The following is a 15,587-nucleotide window of genomic DNA, read 5'->3' as shown; positions in this document are numbered from 1 at the left end:
AGACGTGAGTGACCTCCGCATTGCCCTCTACCAGCCCGACATTCCCGGCAATACCGGCACGATCCTGCGCCTTGCTGCCTGCCTCGGCCTTGCCGTCGATGTCATCGAGCCGGCGGGCTTCGACCTTTCCGACCGCAATCTCAAGCGCGCCGGTATGGACTATATCGCCTCGGTCACCCTCACCCGCCACATCAACTGGGAACGGTTCGAGGCGTGGCGGGTGCCGACCGGCCGAAGGCTTGTGCTCGCCTCCACCAAGGCCGCCGAGCCCTATACCCGCTTTGAATTCAGGCCCGACGATATCCTGCTGTTCGGTCGGGAAAGCGCCGGTGTGCCAGACCATGTGCATGATCGCGCGGAAGGCCGCATCCTCATCCCGATGGCCGAGGGGCAACGGTCGCTCAACGTCGCCATGTCTGCTGCGATGATCGCCGGCGAGGCGATCCGGCAAGTGCAACTGCTCTGAAAAACATCGCATGGTAATGCCCTGCCTTTCCCGATGGGGGGTGACGATGGGCGCGGCCAACGGCAGCGCCCCAAAATTCAGGCGGCAACCTCGTTGTAGGGCGTCGCCTTGCGGGCCTGCTTCAATGTCCGCGCCCACCAGATGAGCCGATCCATCATCAGGAACAGCGGCGCACGCAGCTCCTCGGGCTTGTAGAGGTTGCCGGCCGCATCGAACTTCGACCAGGCTTTGGCAAACTGGACGCCGTCGCGCAGCGTCACCGCATGCAGCTCGGCAAAGACTTGGCGCAACTGCTCGACGGCGCGGATGCCGCCGGAAGCGCCGCCATAGGAGACGAAGGCGACGGGCTTGGCATGCCACGGCTCGTAGACCGAATCGATCAGTTCCTTCAGCGCGGCCGGGTAGCCGTGATTGTATTCCGGCGTCACCACCAGGAAGGCATCCGCTTCGGCCACCTTGCGCTCCAGCCACTCGCCGGGATTGACCGTGGCGCCGACGCCGCGCGATGCCCTCAGCCGTGCCGGATCGATGACCGTGAGATTGAAGACGTTCGAATCCGAGATCTCACGGATCAGCCAGTTGGCGACCGTGTCGCAGAAGCGCCCCTGCCGGGCGCTGCCGTAGATCACCGCAAGCGTCATTTTCTCTGTCATGGGGATCAGCTCCTTGTTGTGAATTCCATGGAGCTCATGCTATAAAACCTCAACATTAGTTGAGGTCAATAGCCCGCCATGACGATTGTAAGAAACAGCGAAATGCGACGCGAACTGACCGTCGGCGAAGTCGCCGAACGCAGCGGCGTCGCCGTTTCCACCTTGCATTTCTATGAGGCCAAGGGTCTGATCCGCAGCAACCGCAGCCGCGGCAACCAGCGCCGCTATCCCCGAAGCGTGCTGAGGCGCGTGGCGGTGATCAAGGTGGCGCAACGGACCGGAATTCCGCTTTCGGAAATCCAGGCGGCGCTGACGGTGCTGCCCGACGACCGGCCCCTGACGGTGCAGGATTGGGCTCGGCTGTCGGAAAGCTGGCACGAGCAACTGAATGCGCGCATCGCCAGCCTGATGGCGCTACGCGACCACCTGACGAGCTGTATCGGCTGCGGATGTCTGTCGCTCAGGGAATGTCCGCTGCGCAACCCCTACGATGTGCTCTCGATGGAAGGCGCCGGCCCTCGGCTGATGGATGCGACGGAAGAGGACGGCCAGCCCTAGGAGGCCTCAGTCTGCAGTCGGCAGGCGGCGCATGGTGAACTCGATCTCGTCGCCGTCGAGCTGGCGCCAGCTTTCCACTTCGGTCCAATAGGCGGCTTTTGGCCAGGTATCGAACCATTCGCGCGCCTTGGCGCGGGCCGCACTTCGATCGAGCCGAAAGGTTTCACGCACGAAAAGGCCATCGCCTCGTGTCGGATTGTCCCGGCGATGCCGGGCGATCTGGCGCCGCAAACCATCGAGCGGCGGACCTGCGGGTATTCTTGCCATGGGCCATACCTCTGGAGGTAAAGATAGTGTGAGTATCGGGCCATTGCGAGTCCGTTTTACACCGCCCATACGATGCGGCAGACTGCAGCGCGGCGCGCCAAATATGACGCGCAAAGGACGCTGCAGCGCTTTAGACTTGCTGCATAATTTTCTCCTTAAATCGAATCTGATTTAAGGAATTATGCAGTAGCCCGATGGCCCCTCCGCCGTTGCCAATCCGGCGGAAATATGAACTGTGGCCCACATCAACGAATCGGCGGCTTTCCGGCGCGCAAAGCCGCGAACAGGACAAATTTTCATGGAACGACCGCAACTACCCCAGGGGCTGCCTGCCGATATCGAAGACAAGAAGGCAGCAGCCAGAGCCTGGTTCGAAAGCCTGCGCGATACGATCTGCGCCGCTTTCGAGGCTGTCGAAGACGACCTGACCGGCCCGCTGTCCGACCGTGAACCGGGCCGCTTTGTCGGCAAGGAATGGAGCCGGGACGGCGGCGAAGGCGGCGGCGGTCGCATGTCGATGATGGAAGGTCGCGTCTTCGAGAAGGTCGGCGTACACACCTCGACCGTCTTCGGCGAATTCTCACCGGAATTCCGTGAGCAGATCCCCGGCGCCAGCGAAGACCCACGCTTCTGGGCATCGGGTATCTCGCTGATCGCGCATCCCGTGAACCCCAATGTGCCGGCCGTTCACATGAACACCCGCATGGTCGTCACCACCAGCAACTGGTTCGGCGGTGGCGCAGACCTGACGCCGGTGCTCGACCGCCGCCGCGTCATGACCGACCCTGACACGCAGCTGTTCCACCGCGCGATGGAGATCACCTGCAACCGTCACTCGGTGGCTGATCACGCCAGGTACAAGCAGTGGTGCGACGAGTACTTCTTCCTGAAGCACCGCAACGAGCCGCGCGGGACCGGTGGCATCTTCTACGATTGGCTTCAGTCTCCGGCCGAGCAAGGCGGTTGGGACGCGGACTTCGCCTTCACGCGTGATGTCGGCAAGGCGTTCGCGCTTGTCTACCCCAAGATCGTGCGCACCAATTTCAATACGCCCTGGACCGAGGAAGATCGCGACGAGCAGCTCGTGCGTCGCGGCCGCTATGTCGAGTTTAACCTGCTCTACGACCGCGGCACCATCTTCGGCCTGAAGACCGGCGGCAATGTCGAGTCGATCCTCTCGTCCCTGCCCCCGGTCGTGCGCTGGCCCTAAAAAATTTCTACTGCATGTTTCCTTAAATCCTATTCGATTTAAGGATAAAAACACGCAGCAACTCAAGGTGCTACAGCGACCTTTGCGCGTCTCATAAGACGCGCGGCGCTGTAGGAAAAGTGCGAAGCGGTTTCCGTCAGGAAATACTTGGAAATGAAGAGATAGAGCGTTTCTGAGGCTCCTTTTGAACGAAACCGAAGGTGCGCGGACGTCATTTGCAGATGCGCACCTTCTTGATCACCACCCGGCCATAGGCGCCATAGGTCTGCACCGTCTTGACCACGCAGGTCTGTCGATAACCGTAGCTGTAGTTGCCGGCTTTTGCCGGAATGGCGAGAGCAATGACAGTCGTCATCGCGAGCGCGACGGCGAAGAGAGAATGGCGCATGAATGGTTCCCCGTTCGAATTCTGCGGCCAGGAATGACGTGCGATCCGCATGTCCGAGCCATCGCACGAAAGCCTGGATTGCGCTGTTTCGATTGGAACAGCTGAACAAATCGTCGAGCGCCGCGTTGTCCTTCCATCGAGGAAGGGGGCCGGACCATGATCTTCAAGAAGCGCACATTTCACGGCAGCGAACCGGATCGCAGCACCGGGGATCACCCCGCCGAGCTGGAACGTCGCGTGGCGCATGGCCTTGCGGTGACGCCCGGGCTCGATGCATCCGACGTCACGGTTGTCTGCCAGGGAAATACGATCGTGCTTGCGGGGCATGTCGCCACGAAGGCCGAATCCGCCCGCGCCGAAGAGGCCGCAAGACTGACGAAGGGGGTGGCAGAAGTGGTCAACCGCATCGAGGCGGCAGAGGGAAGATAGGACTGGCTCAGATAGAACCGAGCGTCCAGCCGACGATCTCGGATGCGACCGTCGCGAACGCCTGATCGAGGGCCCTGACGAAGGCCGGGTTGCCGGTGCCCTTGACGCCGGCCGTGGCGCGGAATGCCTTCTGCGCCCGCACAGTGCCGTTCCGGTCATTGACGATCTTTGCAAAGATCTCGACGACCGCCGTATCGGCGCCTTCGGTCGAGATCTCGAAGGAGCGGATCTCGCTGATCACCTGATAGTCGATCGCCAGCCCCTCGCCGGGCTTGCCGACGCCCGCCACCTTGCCGGTATTCTCGAACGCCTGAACCAGCTTTGCCTGCACCATGCGCGGCAGGCGGTCGCTCCATTGTGCCTTGGACAGATACTGCAGCTCCGAACCGGAAAGACGGATGACGACCTGGTCGCTGTCGAGCGCTTTCAGCGCCGTCGGTTCCGGCACGAGTATCTGCTTGCTGGTCGCAGCCCGTCCTTCGACGACCGGCGACGCGGAAAGGCTGAATGTATCGTTGACGGCAGCACCGGCGCCGCACCCGGCCAACAAGACAGCCAGCGTGAAAACCAGGGCAGAGCGTTTCGCTCCCGTCTCACGCATACACACCAGCCCCGGAAAATTCATACTGCCCAAACCCTTGTCCAATTCGCAGCACCTTAGAGCGCTCTTTAATGAAAGCAACCCGCCGGCCCCACCCGGCTTTGTCTTACCTGATTCAGCGTCGGGTGCGACCATCGTATTGCTTGACTGTTTCGCCGCCGAACAGCAGGCGTTGCGGATTCTTGTCGAATGTCGAAATCGTATTCTCGAGGCTCTGCACGGTGCGACGTGTATCGGTCACCAGTGCCTCGACATCGCGAAGGCCGGAGCCGGAGAACCGCTTCAGATTGTCTGCAATCGGGCCGATCTGGGCGTTGAGGTTGTCGGCCATCTTGCGGAACGATTCGAGCGTGGTGCGCGCCTCGGCCGAAAGCGACGGTGCGTCGGCATCGCCGAGGAACCCATCGACCTTGACGAGGATGCTGTCGACGCGGCTGGAGGCAGCATTCAGCTTGCTGGCCATCTGGGTCACGTCGGTGATCGTGCGATCGATGTCCTGCTGGCGCGCCGTGATCTTCTCGGCAAACTGCGTGATGTTGGCGACCGTCCTGCGGGCGTCGGCACTTGCTGCCGAAATGTCGTTGACAACAAGTTCGACCTTCTGCTTGTCGACGGCAGCCACCAGCGTATCGACGCGCTCGAGCGTCTTCTGCGCATTCTTGCCGAACTGGTCATAGGTCTCGACCGTGCGCTTGAACGCTGCAATGGTTTCGGAAACGCCGCCTGAGGCGGCCTTCAGGTCATTGCTAAGCTGCTCAACGTTGCTGACGATATGATCGATCTTTTTCGGATCGACCGACTTCACCAGCACGTCGGCCGAGGCAAGGGTCGAATCAAGCTTCTTCGACGCGGCATTGATCGATGCCGAAAGCTCGGTCACGCTTTTCAGGAAGTCGTCGATTGCGCCGGAATTGTCGGCAAGCGCCTTGGAGAATTTCTCGGCATTGCCGATCGTGCTGGTCAGGGGGCCGCGCACGTCCTTGACGAAGCCCTGGATGTCGCTGATCGCATCGTCGGCGCGGTCCATGATCTTGTCCGCTGTCGCGAGCAAGCTGGTGACGCTCGACTGGTCGGCAAGAATGCGCGCCTGCGTACCATTTTCAACGGCGCTGCGCAGGATGTTCTCATCGCCCTTGTTGCCACCGCTCAGCTCGATATAGGCAGAACCCGTCAAACCTTGCACTTCGAGCGTCGCCTTGGTCGATTTCAGCACGGGCGCATCGATGGAGACTTCCGTGACAGCAATCGAGTAACGCGGATCGTTGGCGTCGATCGCCAGATTGCGCACCGAGCCGACGGGAATGCCGTTGAAGCGAACAGGCGAGCCGACGGAGAGCCCGTTGGCGGAACCCGGAATGTTGACGACCAGCTCGACCATCTCGCCGCTGCGGCCGTATTGCGACATCCAGTAGACGAAGCCGAAGGCAGCCGCGATCACGAACACCGTGAAGAAGCCGACAATGGCGTAGTTCGCTTTAGTTTCCATTCGTCCCGACTACCTCAGTGGCCATCCTATCGGCCGTTCTTCTGCTTCAGACACCCCGGAAGATGTCCAAGACACCCGGGATCGCCCGCCGGCTTCCTGACGCTATTCGTCGTGCCGCACGATCGACCGCGCCCGTTTGCCCCGGAAATAGGACTGCACCCAAGGATCGTCACAGGCCAACATGTCCTCGACGGTCCCCTCGACCAGAACCTTCTTGTTTCCGAGCACCGCAATGCGATCGCAAACCGAAAACAGGCTGTCGAGGTCGTGAGTCACCATATACACGGTCAATCCGAGCGTGTCGCGCAGCTTGGCGATCAACTCATCGAACTCGGCCGCGCCGATCGGGTCGAGGCCTGATGTCGGCTCGTCGAGAAAGACGAGATCGGGGTCGAGCGCGAGCGCGCGGGCAAGTGCGGCTCGCTTGATCATGCCGCCCGAAAGCTCGGATGGGTATTTGTCGGCCGCCTCCGGCGCCAGACCTACCAGCTCGATCTTCACGCGCGCCAGTTCGTCCATCAGGCTCTGCGGCAGGTCGAGATATTCGCGCATCGGCACCTGGATGTTTTCACGCACCGTGAGGGCCGAAAAGAGTGCGCCGTGCTGAAAAAGCACGCCGAGACGCATGTCGAGCGCGATCCGGTCAACCTCGGACATCCTGTCGTATTCCGCGCCAAGGATCTTGATCGTGCCGGAGCGCTTGGCCAGAAGCCGCAGCACCGTGCGCATCAACACCGACTTTCCGGTACCCGAGGCACCGACGAAGCCGAGGATTTCGCCGCGAAAAATCTCGAGGTTGAGCTTGTCGAGCACGATGTGGGAGCCGAAGCCGACCGTCAGGTCGCGCACGGACAGAACCGCTTCGTGTTCGTAGGCCGGATCCTGCTGTCTTTCCGTGGCTGCTGTGCTCATCGTTCCATCCGCCTCAGAAATCGATCGCTGCGTAGAACATGGCAAACAGGCCGTCGATCAGGATCACCACGAAGATCGATTTGACCACCGAAGAGGTCACGTGGCGGCCAAGCGATTCGGCGCTGCCGCCAACCTTCAGGCCTTCGACTGCCGCCACCACGCCGATGATCAGCGCCATGAACGGCGCCTTGATCATGCCTGCCGCAACCGATGAGAAATCCACGGCCTCCTGCAGGCGCGACAGGAAGGTCGCAACGGTGATGCCCGAATAGGTCCAAGCGACCAGCGCCGCACCGGTCAGTGCTGCGAAGTTGGCAATGATGGTCAGGAGCGGCAACGCGATCGTCAGCGCCACGAGGCGCGGAAACACCAAGACGCCGACGGGGCTGAGGCCCATGACCTTCAGCGCGTCCACCTCCTCGCGCATCTTCATCGAACCGATCTCGGCCGTGATCGCGCTGCCCGAACGCCCGGCGATCATGATGGCGGTCAGCAGCACGCCGATTTCGCGCAGTTGCAGGATGCCGACCAGATCGACGACGAAGACTTCGGCGCCGAAATAACGCAGCTGGAATGCGCCTTGCTGCGCAATGATCGCACCGATCAGGAAGGACATCAGCATGATGATCGGCACGGCCTTGACGCCCATGCGGTCGATCTGGTGAACGATGGCCGCCGGCGAGACGCCACTGTGCCGCCCGAGCTTGAGCTGGGCACCGCGAACCGCCGAGCCGAGAATGTACATCGCCGCGACGGTATCGTTCCAAGTGGCGATCATCACCTCGCCGACCGGTGCGAACAGCCGCTGGAACAGCGGAAGATGTTCGCTTTCGTCCTCCGGTGCCGGCAGTTCCGCCGGTAGCGCGCCGATCAGCTCGACATAGCGTTGACCGCCGTCGACGAACTGGATCTCGTCCTTTTCAGGTCCGGCAAGCCGCGTCATGAAGCGCCGGATGATCCAGGCGCCGGCCGTGTCCATAGCCGTCACACCCGACAGATCGAACTGCCTGACGCTGCTGCCCTTGCGCGCAAGCTGTTCGAGCTTGGCGGCCATGGCTTCAGCTGTCTCGTGCCGCCAGACGCCTGAAAAGACATACGCGCGTTCCGAGCCTCCGGCGTCTCCACTGAGCGCGACATCCGCAACGATCTTGGTCTGGGAACGCGTCACCTGGTCTCTGTCATCCCGATTTGCTAACCGCTCGTAAAAGCTTGCTCCGTCATAACGGCTCACATCCTTGATGTCATCCTGACGAAGCCGGTAACATCAAGACCTAAGCGCCAGATAGGCCCCGCCGGAGAAGATTTCATGTCAACTGTGCTCGAAGCGACAACCGAAGACTTCCCGATTGCGGGCACATTCACGATTTCACGCGGTTCGAAGACCACGGCAAGCGTCGTGACATGCCGAATCACCAAGGACGGCACCAGCGGTTGGGGGGAATGCGTACCCTATGGCCGCTACAACGAAACCATTGCCTCGGTGCTCGCCGAAATCGAAGCCATATGCCCGCAGATCGAACAAGGCCTGACGCGCCCGGAGCTACAGTCGGCGATGAAGCCGGGTGCGGCCCGCAATGCGGTCGACTGTGCGTTGTGGGATCTGGAAGCAAAGCAGAAAGGCAAATCTGTCCATGAGCTTGCCGGTCTCTCCTCACCTGGCACATTGACGACGGCCTATACGCTGTCGCTTGCCGAGCCCGATGCGATGCGCAACCAGGCCGCACAATATGCCCACCGCGCGCTGCTCAAGATCAAGGTCGGCACATCAGACGATGCCTCCCGCATCCGCGCCGTGCGCGAGGGTGCGCCGGAGAGCCGCATCATTCTCGATGCCAATGAAGGCTGGACGCCCGACAGCCTCGCCTATCACTTCGCCATCTGCGCCGAGCAGCGCATCGACCTGATCGAACAGCCGCTTGCCGCCGGCCATGATCAGGCCCTGGCCACGATCGCCCGCCCCGTTCCGGTGTGTGCCGACGAGAGCGTGCACGCGACCGGCGACCTCTCGGCCCTGGTCGATCGCTATGACGCCGTCAACATCAAGCTCGACAAGACGGGCGGCCTGACGGAGGCGCTTCGCATGCGCGATGCGGCAACGTCGCTCGGCCTCAAGGTGATGGTCGGCTGCATGGTCGGAACCTCGCTCGGCATGGCACCGGCAATCCTGGCGGCGCAGGGCGCGGATTTCGTCGATCTCGACGGGCCCCTGCTTCTGGCACGCGATCGCACGCCCGGCCTGCGCTACGAAGCCTCGCTGGTCTTTCCGCCGGAACCACGCCTCTGGGGCTGAAGATACCAGGCGGCAACGGCAAAGCAGCAGCCGGCAAAGGCGACGACCGACATCGAATAGAACCCGTTCACCCCGTACCAGGCGTAGAGATAGCCGGACAGGAAGGTGAGGATCGCCGTGAAAATGCCGGTGTAGAAGAAATAGAGCCCCTGGGCCGATGCCTCCTGCTCCTCGACGACGCGCTCCACCAGCTTGTTCTGCATGCCGGTGTGCATGATCGCATAGGTGAAGGCGTGGAAGCACTGCAGCACGAAATAGCCGGAAAAGCCGAGATCCATCGGGAAGATGATCCAGCGCACGACCGCCAGCGAGCAGCCGGACAGGATCATCGTCCAGACGCTGAAGCGGCGGATGATCGCCTTGGCGAAGATGAACATCGTCACTTCAGCAGCAACGCCGGCACTCCAGAGGATGCCGATCTCCGTGCCGCTATAGCCGATATGCTGCCAGTAGATTGCCGAGAAAGCGAAGAGCATGGCGTGGCTGGCGTTCACCAGCGTCACGCCGATCAGCAATAGCTGCAGATCGAGCTGGCGCAACGATTGCGGCGGAGGCTCGGTCAGCGCCGTGATCGGTGACGGGCGCCGCGGTCGGCCGACCTTTGGCGCCGCAAAGGCCATCAGGATCGTCAGGCCGAAACCGACCGCCATCGCCGGCAGCACCATGTCGCCACCGAAGATGCCGATCATCCAGCCGCCGAGCATGGTTGCGCCGATGAAGGCGACGGAACCCCAAAGCCGCATCTGCGCATAATCGAAACCCCAGCGCCGGACGCCGGAAAGCGCGATCGCCTCGACGATCGGCACATAGGGCGAATAGACCGCCGATTGCAGCGTATAGATGATCAGAACCGGCCAGAACTCCCGGGCGTAGAACAGCACGAAAGCCGTCGCCAGCGACAGGAAACCTGACCAGATCAAAACGATCGTGCGCTCTCCGAGCCGATCGGCGATCACACCGGCAATTGGCGCGGTGATCACGCGTACGAACATCGGCAGCGCCAGCACGACGCCGATCTCGAAATCGCTCATGGAAAGCGTGCTCAACCAGACCGGAAAATACGGCATTGCGAAACCGTTGACGATCAACGGAGCGCAGAAGAGCAAGGCGATGCGAAGCGCAAAATGACGCGGCGGAGGGCCCACAGTTGCGGGCGCTTGGGAGGGAATCATGGGAGAACCTGATGGCTATCGGCCAGCAATAGCATAGCCCGCTGCCGGATCGCCATAACCTAGATTTCACTACAAGCGACGCTTGCGCCCTCGCCGGCGTTCCCGTCAGGCTGCCCGTTGCGTCAGCAGGTGCGCCAGAAGCCGTTCGGCTTCGGCCGTTCCCTCGGCCTCTGCGACGCCGCCGCGCATCTGATGCCAGGTGATCAGTTCCATGGTGCCGTCGTGGTGTTCGGCGATCGCCGTGCAGCTTTCGACCCAGTCGCCCGTGTTGATGTAGCGCACGTCGCCGATATCCTCGATGACCGCATGGTGGATATGGCCGCAGATCACGCCCTGCGCATCATGCCGCCGCGCCTCGTCGGCAACCACCTTCTGGAACTCACCGATAAAGTTGACGGCGTGCTTCACCTGCAGCTTCGCCCAGGAAGAGAACGACCAATAGGGCATGCCGAGCCGGCGACGAACGGCGGCCAGGCCGATATTGATGGCGATCGCCGTATCGTAGGCCCAGTCGCCGAGATAGGCGAGGATGCGCGCATTGCGCACGACCACATCGAATTCGTCGCCATGCAGCACCAGATAGTTGCGGCCGTCGGCACCCTTGTGCATATGGCGCTGCGCCACTTCGATGCCGCCGAAGTGAACACCCGGGAAATCGCGCATGAACTCGTCGTGATTGCCGGGGATATAGATGATGCGCGTGCCCTTGCGCGCCTTGCGCAGCAGCTTCTGGACGACGTCGTTGCAGTTCTGCGGCCAGTACCAGCTACGCTTCAACCGCCAGCCATCGACGATGTCGCCGACGAGAACGATGGTCTCAGCCTCGTGATGGCGCAGAAAATCAATAAGAAAGTCGGTCTTGGCGGCCTTGGAGCCGAGGTGGACGTCGGAGATGAACAACGTCCTGAGGTGTCTTACGGAATTGATTTGCGGTGCCGCCATCATACCAGCCTCGTCTTGATTGAGCCTTCTGGGGCCCGTCAAAACCAGACTCGTGTTTCAGGAAGATGACACGGACGCCGGCCGCTTCGTCGCACCGGCTTAAAAGAACCGCGCAAAAACTGTACGCGGTTCGCAATTCATGCCACAAGGCCACGTCCAAAAAAGAGGAATGCAGACTATGAGCACGGGCGACAAAACGAAATCCCAGACAGGTCCGGTCAGCGGCGACATCGACCAGCAGGCCCTTTTCTTCCACCGTTACCCTCGCCCTGGGAAGCTCGAAATTCAGCCCACCAAGCCGCTCGGCAACCAGCGCGATCTCGCGCTCGCCTATTCGCCCGGTGTGGCTGCGCCCTGCATCGCCATCCGCGACAATCCTGAAACGGCTGCCGACTACACGGCACGCGCCAACCTTGTCGCGGTCATTTCCAACGGCACGGCCGTTCTCGGCCTCGGCAATATCGGTCCGCTTGCCTCCAAGCCGGTCATGGAAGGCAAGGCCGTCCTGTTCAAGAAATTTGCCGGCATCGACGTCTTCGACATCGAGATCGACGCGGCGAGCATCGAGCGTATGGTCGATGTCATCTCGGCGCTCGAGCCGACCTTCGGCGGCATCAACCTCGAAGATATCAAGGCGCCGGAATGCTTCGAGGTCGAGCGCCAGTTGCGCGAAAAGATGCAGATCCCCGTCTTCCATGACGACCAGCATGGCACCGCGATCATCGTTGCGGCCGCAATCCTCAACGGTCTGGAACTGGCCGGCAAGGACATCGCCAAGGCCAAGATCGTTACCTCGGGTGCAGGTGCCGCAGCGCTCGCCTGTCTCAATCTGCTGGTCACGCTTGGCGCCAAGACCGAAAACATCTGGGTGCACGACCTCGAAGGCCTCGTCTACAAGGGCCGCGAAGTGCTGATGGACGAATGGAAGTCCGTATACGCGCAGGAAAGCGACAACCGGGTATTAGCCGACAGTATCGGCGGCGCCGACGTTTTCCTCGGTCTTTCCGCCGCTGGAGTCCTGAAACCGGAACTGCTGGTGCAGATGGCCGAAAAGCCACTGATCATGGCGCTCGCCAACCCCACGCCCGAGATCATGCCGGAGGCAGCGCGCGCGGCGCGCCCCGACGCGATGATCTGCACCGGCCGTTCGGATTTCCCCAACCAGGTCAACAACGTGCTTTGCTTCCCGCACATCTTCCGCGGTGCGCTCGACTGCGGCGCAAGCACGATCAACGAAGAAATGAAGATGGCGGCGGTCCGCGCCATTGCCGGCCTTGCCCGCGAGGAGCCGTCCGACGTGGCCGCCCGCGCCTATTCCGGCGAGACGCCGGTCTTCGGTCCCGATTACCTGATCCCCTCGCCCTTCGACCAACGCCTGATCCTCCGGATTGCGCCGGCGGTTGCCAAGGCTGCCGAGGAAAGCGGCGTCGCCACCCGCCCGATCCAGGACTACGACGCCTATCTCGACAAGCTGAACCGCTTCGTCTTCCGCTCGGGCTTCATCATGAAGCCGGTCTTTGCCGCCGCCAAGAATGCGCAGAAGAACCGCGTGATCTTCGCCGAAGGTGAAGACGAGCGCGTGCTGCGCGCCGCCCAGGTGCTGCTGGAGGAAGGCACGGCCCGCCCGATCCTGATCGGTCGTCCGCAGATCATCGAGACGCGCCTGCGTCGCTACGGCCTGCGCATTCGTCCGGATATCGATTTCGAGGTGGTCAACCCCGAGGGCGACCCGCGCTACCGCGACTACGTCGAGGACTATTTCGCCCTCGTCGGCCGTCTCGGTGTCATTCCGGAAGCTGCCCGCACGATCGTCCGCACCAACACCACCGTCATTGGGGCGCTTGCCGTCAAGCGCGGCGAAGCCGATGCGCTAATCTGCGGTGTCGAAGGGCGTTACAGCAAGCACCTGCGCGACGTCTCGCAGATCATCGGCAAGCGCGACGGCGTGCTCGATTTCTCGGCCCTCAGCCTGCTGATCTCGCAGCGTGGCGCCACGTTCTTCACCGACACCTATGTCAGCTACTGCCCGAGTGCCGAAGAAATCGCCCAGACCACCGTCATGGCGGCGCAGGAGATCCGGCGCTTCGGCATCACGCCACATGCCGCCCTGGTCTCGCATTCGAACTTCGGCTCGCGCGATTCCGAGAGTGCCACCAAGATGCGCCAGGCGCTTCAGCTTGTGCGCGAACTCGCGCCCGATCTGGAAGTCGATGGCGAAATGCACGGCGATTCGGCCATCTCCGAAGTGCTGCGTCAGCGCGTCATGCCCGACAGCACGCTCTCGGGCGAAGCCAACCTGTTGGTCTTCCCGAACCTGGATGCTGCCAACATCACGCTTGGCGTCGTCAAGACGATGACGGACAGCCTGCATGTCGGACCGATCCTGCTCGGCTCAGCACTGCCGGCGCACATCCTGTCGCCGTCCGTGACCTCGCGTGGCGTCGTCAACATGGCGGCACTCGCCGTCGTTGAAGCCAGCCATCCGGGCTAGCGACGCCCTCGTTTTTAAGGGCCGCCGCACCCGGCGGCCCTGTGATGCTGCCGCGACCCTGGGCAACAACCATTGTTTGCAAGGGTCGACAATCCACAGCAAATCGGCTGTCGGTTCTGGACAAAAGGTGAACCCCCAACCATTGTGGGGTTTAGCGCAAAAATCGGTGTTGTGGCATGACTGAACAACAGGCTGTCCTCGACATGCTGGAAATTCTGGAATGCGGAGGCTGTGTCGAGCCGGCCCATTTCTTTACGTTGATGCGCCGTACCTTTCGCATCGCTCATCTCCTATATCTTGAAGCTGAGCCCTATGCCGACGAGCTCAAGATCTGCCGGTTGCACCACACGTTCGGTGCCTACGCGGCCGAGCTTTATCTGACGCGGGAGCTCTACCGTATCGACCCGATCCTCAAGCTGGCGCTCGGTGGCGTCAGGCCTGTCGAATGGACGACGGCGCGCCACCGCTTTCCCGAATGCGAGCCATTGTTCAAGACGGCCGAAGAGATCGGCCTTTCCAGTGAAGGCGTCGCCCTGCCGCTGCCCTCGCCGGCCGGCCGCACCGCCTTGCTGGCCATCAACGTCAATATGTCGGCCGCGGAGTGGTCGATCTATCGGCGCAACCACTTGCGCGACTTCCAGCTCGCCGCCAACCTGTTTCATGCCGGCATGCTTGAAAACGCCGCCATGACAGGGGGGCTGAACACGCGCGATACGCGCCTCACAGGTCGCGAAACCGAGGTTCTCACCTGGTCGGCGGCCGGCAAGAGCTATTGGGAAATTGCCACCATTCTCGGCATTTCCGAACGCACCGTGCGTTTCTTCATGACCAATGCCCGCCGAAAGCTCAATGTTGTCTCCAACACGCAGGCCGTGGCCCAGGCCGTTCGCCATGCACTGATCCCGACGGTTTGACCCACCCTCAAGACGCTCCTCCTTCGCTCATCTGAAAACCCGTCTATATTTAGTGGGAAAAAACGGTTTCCGGAACTGTCGGTAGTGACAGTTTCGCCCCTGCCTGAGGACTGACAGCATCACGCCATCCCCCAAAACAAGGATGGAGAAGAAGATGATCAGGATCCTCAACGGCAGGACACGCGGACAGCACCCACAGTCCATCGACGAGATGTTCAAGCTGCGCAAGCGCGTCTTCCACGATTTCCTGAAATGGGACGTGCAGACCGATGGGGAATGGGAGATCGACAATTACGACAAGTCGAATCCGCTCTATATTCTGTCCTATTCGCCGGAGACGGGAAAACTGCGCGGATCGCTGAGATTGCTGCCGACGCTCGGCCCCAACATGCTGGACGATACGTTCCCGATCCTGCTTGGCGACAACCCTGAGATCCGCAGCGCCTCGATCTGGGAATCGAGCCGCTTCTGCATCGACCCGGAGATTTCTCAGGACCGCGCCTCCAACCAGGTGACCGTCGCCGCCGCAGAACTGATGTGCGGTGTCGGCGAACTCGGGCTGGCCTCCGGCATCAGCCATATCGTCACGGTGACCGATGTCTTCCTCGAGCGGATGTTCCGCCGCATGGGTTGCCCCGGCGAGCGCATCGCTGACCCGCACCGGATCGGCTCGGTCTATGCCGTAGCGGTCGCCTGGGAAGTGACGCCGTCGCTGCTCAGCGCCATGAAGGCCGTAGCGGCGATCGAAGGCACGGTTCTTGAACGGCCGATGTCGCTGGAGACGGCACGCGCCGCCTGATCTCTAACG

The 15,587-nt window shown here is 61.8% G+C and carries 17 protein-coding genes; 8 read left to right on the top strand and 9 right to left on the bottom strand.

Translation table 11 applies throughout. The annotated features are described in order from the left end of the window. Positions 1-4 precede the first annotated feature (4 nt). The gene (locus ASD03_RS16445; RefSeq protein WP_057208691.1) at positions 5-466 is read left to right on the top strand and encodes a tRNA (cytidine(34)-2'-O)-methyltransferase; all 462 of its coding nucleotides are present in this window, start codon (positions 5-7) and stop codon (positions 464-466) included. 77 nt (positions 467-543) lie between these two features. Here ASD03_RS16445 and ASD03_RS16440 read toward each other — a convergent pair whose 3' ends face one another. Then, a complete protein-coding gene (locus tag ASD03_RS16440) occupies positions 544-1,119 on the bottom strand; it encodes an NADPH-dependent FMN reductase (RefSeq protein ID WP_025427202.1) in 576 nt (191 codons plus the stop codon). A gap of 78 nt (positions 1,120-1,197) precedes the next feature. On the opposite strand from ASD03_RS16440, the gene soxR reads away from it, so the two are divergent. Next, a complete protein-coding gene (gene soxR, locus ASD03_RS16435) occupies positions 1,198-1,677 on the top strand; it encodes a redox-sensitive transcriptional activator SoxR (RefSeq protein ID WP_025427203.1) in 480 nt (159 codons plus the stop codon). 6 nt (positions 1,678-1,683) lie between these two features. On the opposite strand, the gene ASD03_RS16430 is transcribed toward soxR, so the two are convergent. After that, complete coding sequence (locus ASD03_RS16430; protein WP_025427204.1) at positions 1,684-1,944, bottom strand: hypothetical protein; 261 nt, start codon at positions 1,942-1,944, stop codon at positions 1,684-1,686. A gap of 298 nt (positions 1,945-2,242) precedes the next feature. Here ASD03_RS16430 and hemF point away from each other — a divergent pair, with 298 nt between their 5' ends. Beyond that, the gene (gene hemF / locus ASD03_RS16425; protein ID WP_025427205.1) at positions 2,243-3,154 is read left to right on the top strand and encodes an oxygen-dependent coproporphyrinogen oxidase; all 912 of its coding nucleotides are present in this window, start codon (positions 2,243-2,245) and stop codon (positions 3,152-3,154) included. Positions 3,155-3,365: 211 nt separating this feature from the next. Here the strand turns inward: hemF and ASD03_RS16420 are convergent, their stop codons facing one another. Then, positions 3,366-3,542 carry a hypothetical protein gene (locus ASD03_RS16420; protein WP_156407975.1) on the bottom strand — a complete coding sequence of 59 codons (177 nt, stop codon included), beginning with the start codon at positions 3,540-3,542 and terminating at the stop codon, positions 3,366-3,368. A 156-nt stretch (positions 3,543-3,698) separates the two neighbouring features. On the opposite strand from ASD03_RS16420, the gene ASD03_RS16415 reads away from it, so the two are divergent. Then, positions 3,699-3,971 carry a BON domain-containing protein gene (locus tag ASD03_RS16415; protein ID WP_025427207.1) on the top strand — a complete coding sequence of 91 codons (273 nt, stop codon included), beginning with the start codon at positions 3,699-3,701 and terminating at the stop codon, positions 3,969-3,971. Positions 3,972-3,978: 7 nt separating this feature from the next. On the opposite strand, the gene ASD03_RS16410 is transcribed toward ASD03_RS16415, so the two are convergent. The 4 genes from ASD03_RS16410 to ASD03_RS16395 form a co-directional block, all read right to left on the bottom strand. Continuing rightward, positions 3,979-4,596, bottom strand: a complete 618-nt coding sequence (locus ASD03_RS16410; RefSeq protein WP_025427208.1) for an ABC-type transport auxiliary lipoprotein family protein — start codon at positions 4,594-4,596, stop codon at positions 3,979-3,981. A 91-nt stretch (positions 4,597-4,687) separates the two neighbouring features. Further along, positions 4,688-6,058 (bottom strand): MlaD family protein, encoded by a 1,371-nt coding sequence (locus ASD03_RS16405; protein ID WP_025427209.1) that lies wholly within the window; start codon positions 6,056-6,058, stop codon positions 4,688-4,690. 102 nt (positions 6,059-6,160) lie between these two features. Further along, positions 6,161-6,970 (bottom strand): ABC transporter ATP-binding protein, encoded by an 810-nt coding sequence (locus ASD03_RS16400; RefSeq protein WP_057208693.1) that lies wholly within the window; start codon positions 6,968-6,970, stop codon positions 6,161-6,163. Between the two features lie 13 nt (positions 6,971-6,983). After that, positions 6,984-8,138 (bottom strand): MlaE family lipid ABC transporter permease subunit, encoded by a 1,155-nt coding sequence (locus ASD03_RS16395; RefSeq protein ID WP_025427211.1) that lies wholly within the window; start codon positions 8,136-8,138, stop codon positions 6,984-6,986. 138 nt (positions 8,139-8,276) lie between these two features. Between ASD03_RS16395 and dgcA the strand changes: the two genes are divergently transcribed. Continuing rightward, positions 8,277-9,260 carry an N-acetyl-D-Glu racemase DgcA gene (gene dgcA / locus ASD03_RS16390; RefSeq protein ID WP_025427212.1) on the top strand — a complete coding sequence of 328 codons (984 nt, stop codon included), beginning with the start codon at positions 8,277-8,279 and terminating at the stop codon, positions 9,258-9,260. On the opposite strand, the gene ASD03_RS16385 is transcribed toward dgcA, so the two are convergent. Both ASD03_RS16385 and ASD03_RS16380 read right to left on the bottom strand, forming a co-directional pair. Beyond that, positions 9,212-10,432 (bottom strand): MFS transporter, encoded by a 1,221-nt coding sequence (locus tag ASD03_RS16385; RefSeq protein ID WP_025427213.1) that lies wholly within the window; start codon positions 10,430-10,432, stop codon positions 9,212-9,214. The two genes, dgcA and ASD03_RS16385, sit on opposite strands and share 49 nt — an antisense overlap. Before the next feature lie 105 nt (positions 10,433-10,537). After that, complete coding sequence (locus ASD03_RS16380; protein ID WP_025427214.1) at positions 10,538-11,377, bottom strand: UDP-2,3-diacylglucosamine diphosphatase; 840 nt, start codon at positions 11,375-11,377, stop codon at positions 10,538-10,540. Between the two features lie 175 nt (positions 11,378-11,552). Here ASD03_RS16380 and ASD03_RS16375 point away from each other — a divergent pair, with 175 nt between their 5' ends. The 3 genes from ASD03_RS16375 (at position 11,553) to ASD03_RS16365 (ending at position 15,578) form a co-directional block, all read left to right on the top strand. Continuing rightward, entirely contained in the window at positions 11,553-13,865 is a 2,313-nt protein-coding gene (locus ASD03_RS16375; protein WP_025427215.1) for an NADP-dependent malic enzyme, read from the top strand. A gap of 176 nt (positions 13,866-14,041) precedes the next feature. Beyond that, on the top strand, positions 14,042-14,779 hold the full coding sequence (locus ASD03_RS16370) for a LuxR family transcriptional regulator (protein WP_025427216.1): 738 nt from the start codon (positions 14,042-14,044) through the stop codon (positions 14,777-14,779). Between the two features lie 154 nt (positions 14,780-14,933). Then, entirely contained in the window at positions 14,934-15,578 is a 645-nt protein-coding gene (locus tag ASD03_RS16365; protein ID WP_025427217.1) for an acyl-homoserine-lactone synthase, read from the top strand. Positions 15,579-15,587 lie beyond the last annotated feature (9 nt).

The organism is Ensifer sp. Root127, assembly GCF_001425225.1.
In the GTDB taxonomy this organism is placed as follows: Bacteria; Pseudomonadota; Alphaproteobacteria; order Rhizobiales; family Rhizobiaceae; genus Ensifer; species Ensifer canadensis.
This window is presented reverse-complemented; position numbering and strand designations above follow the sequence as displayed.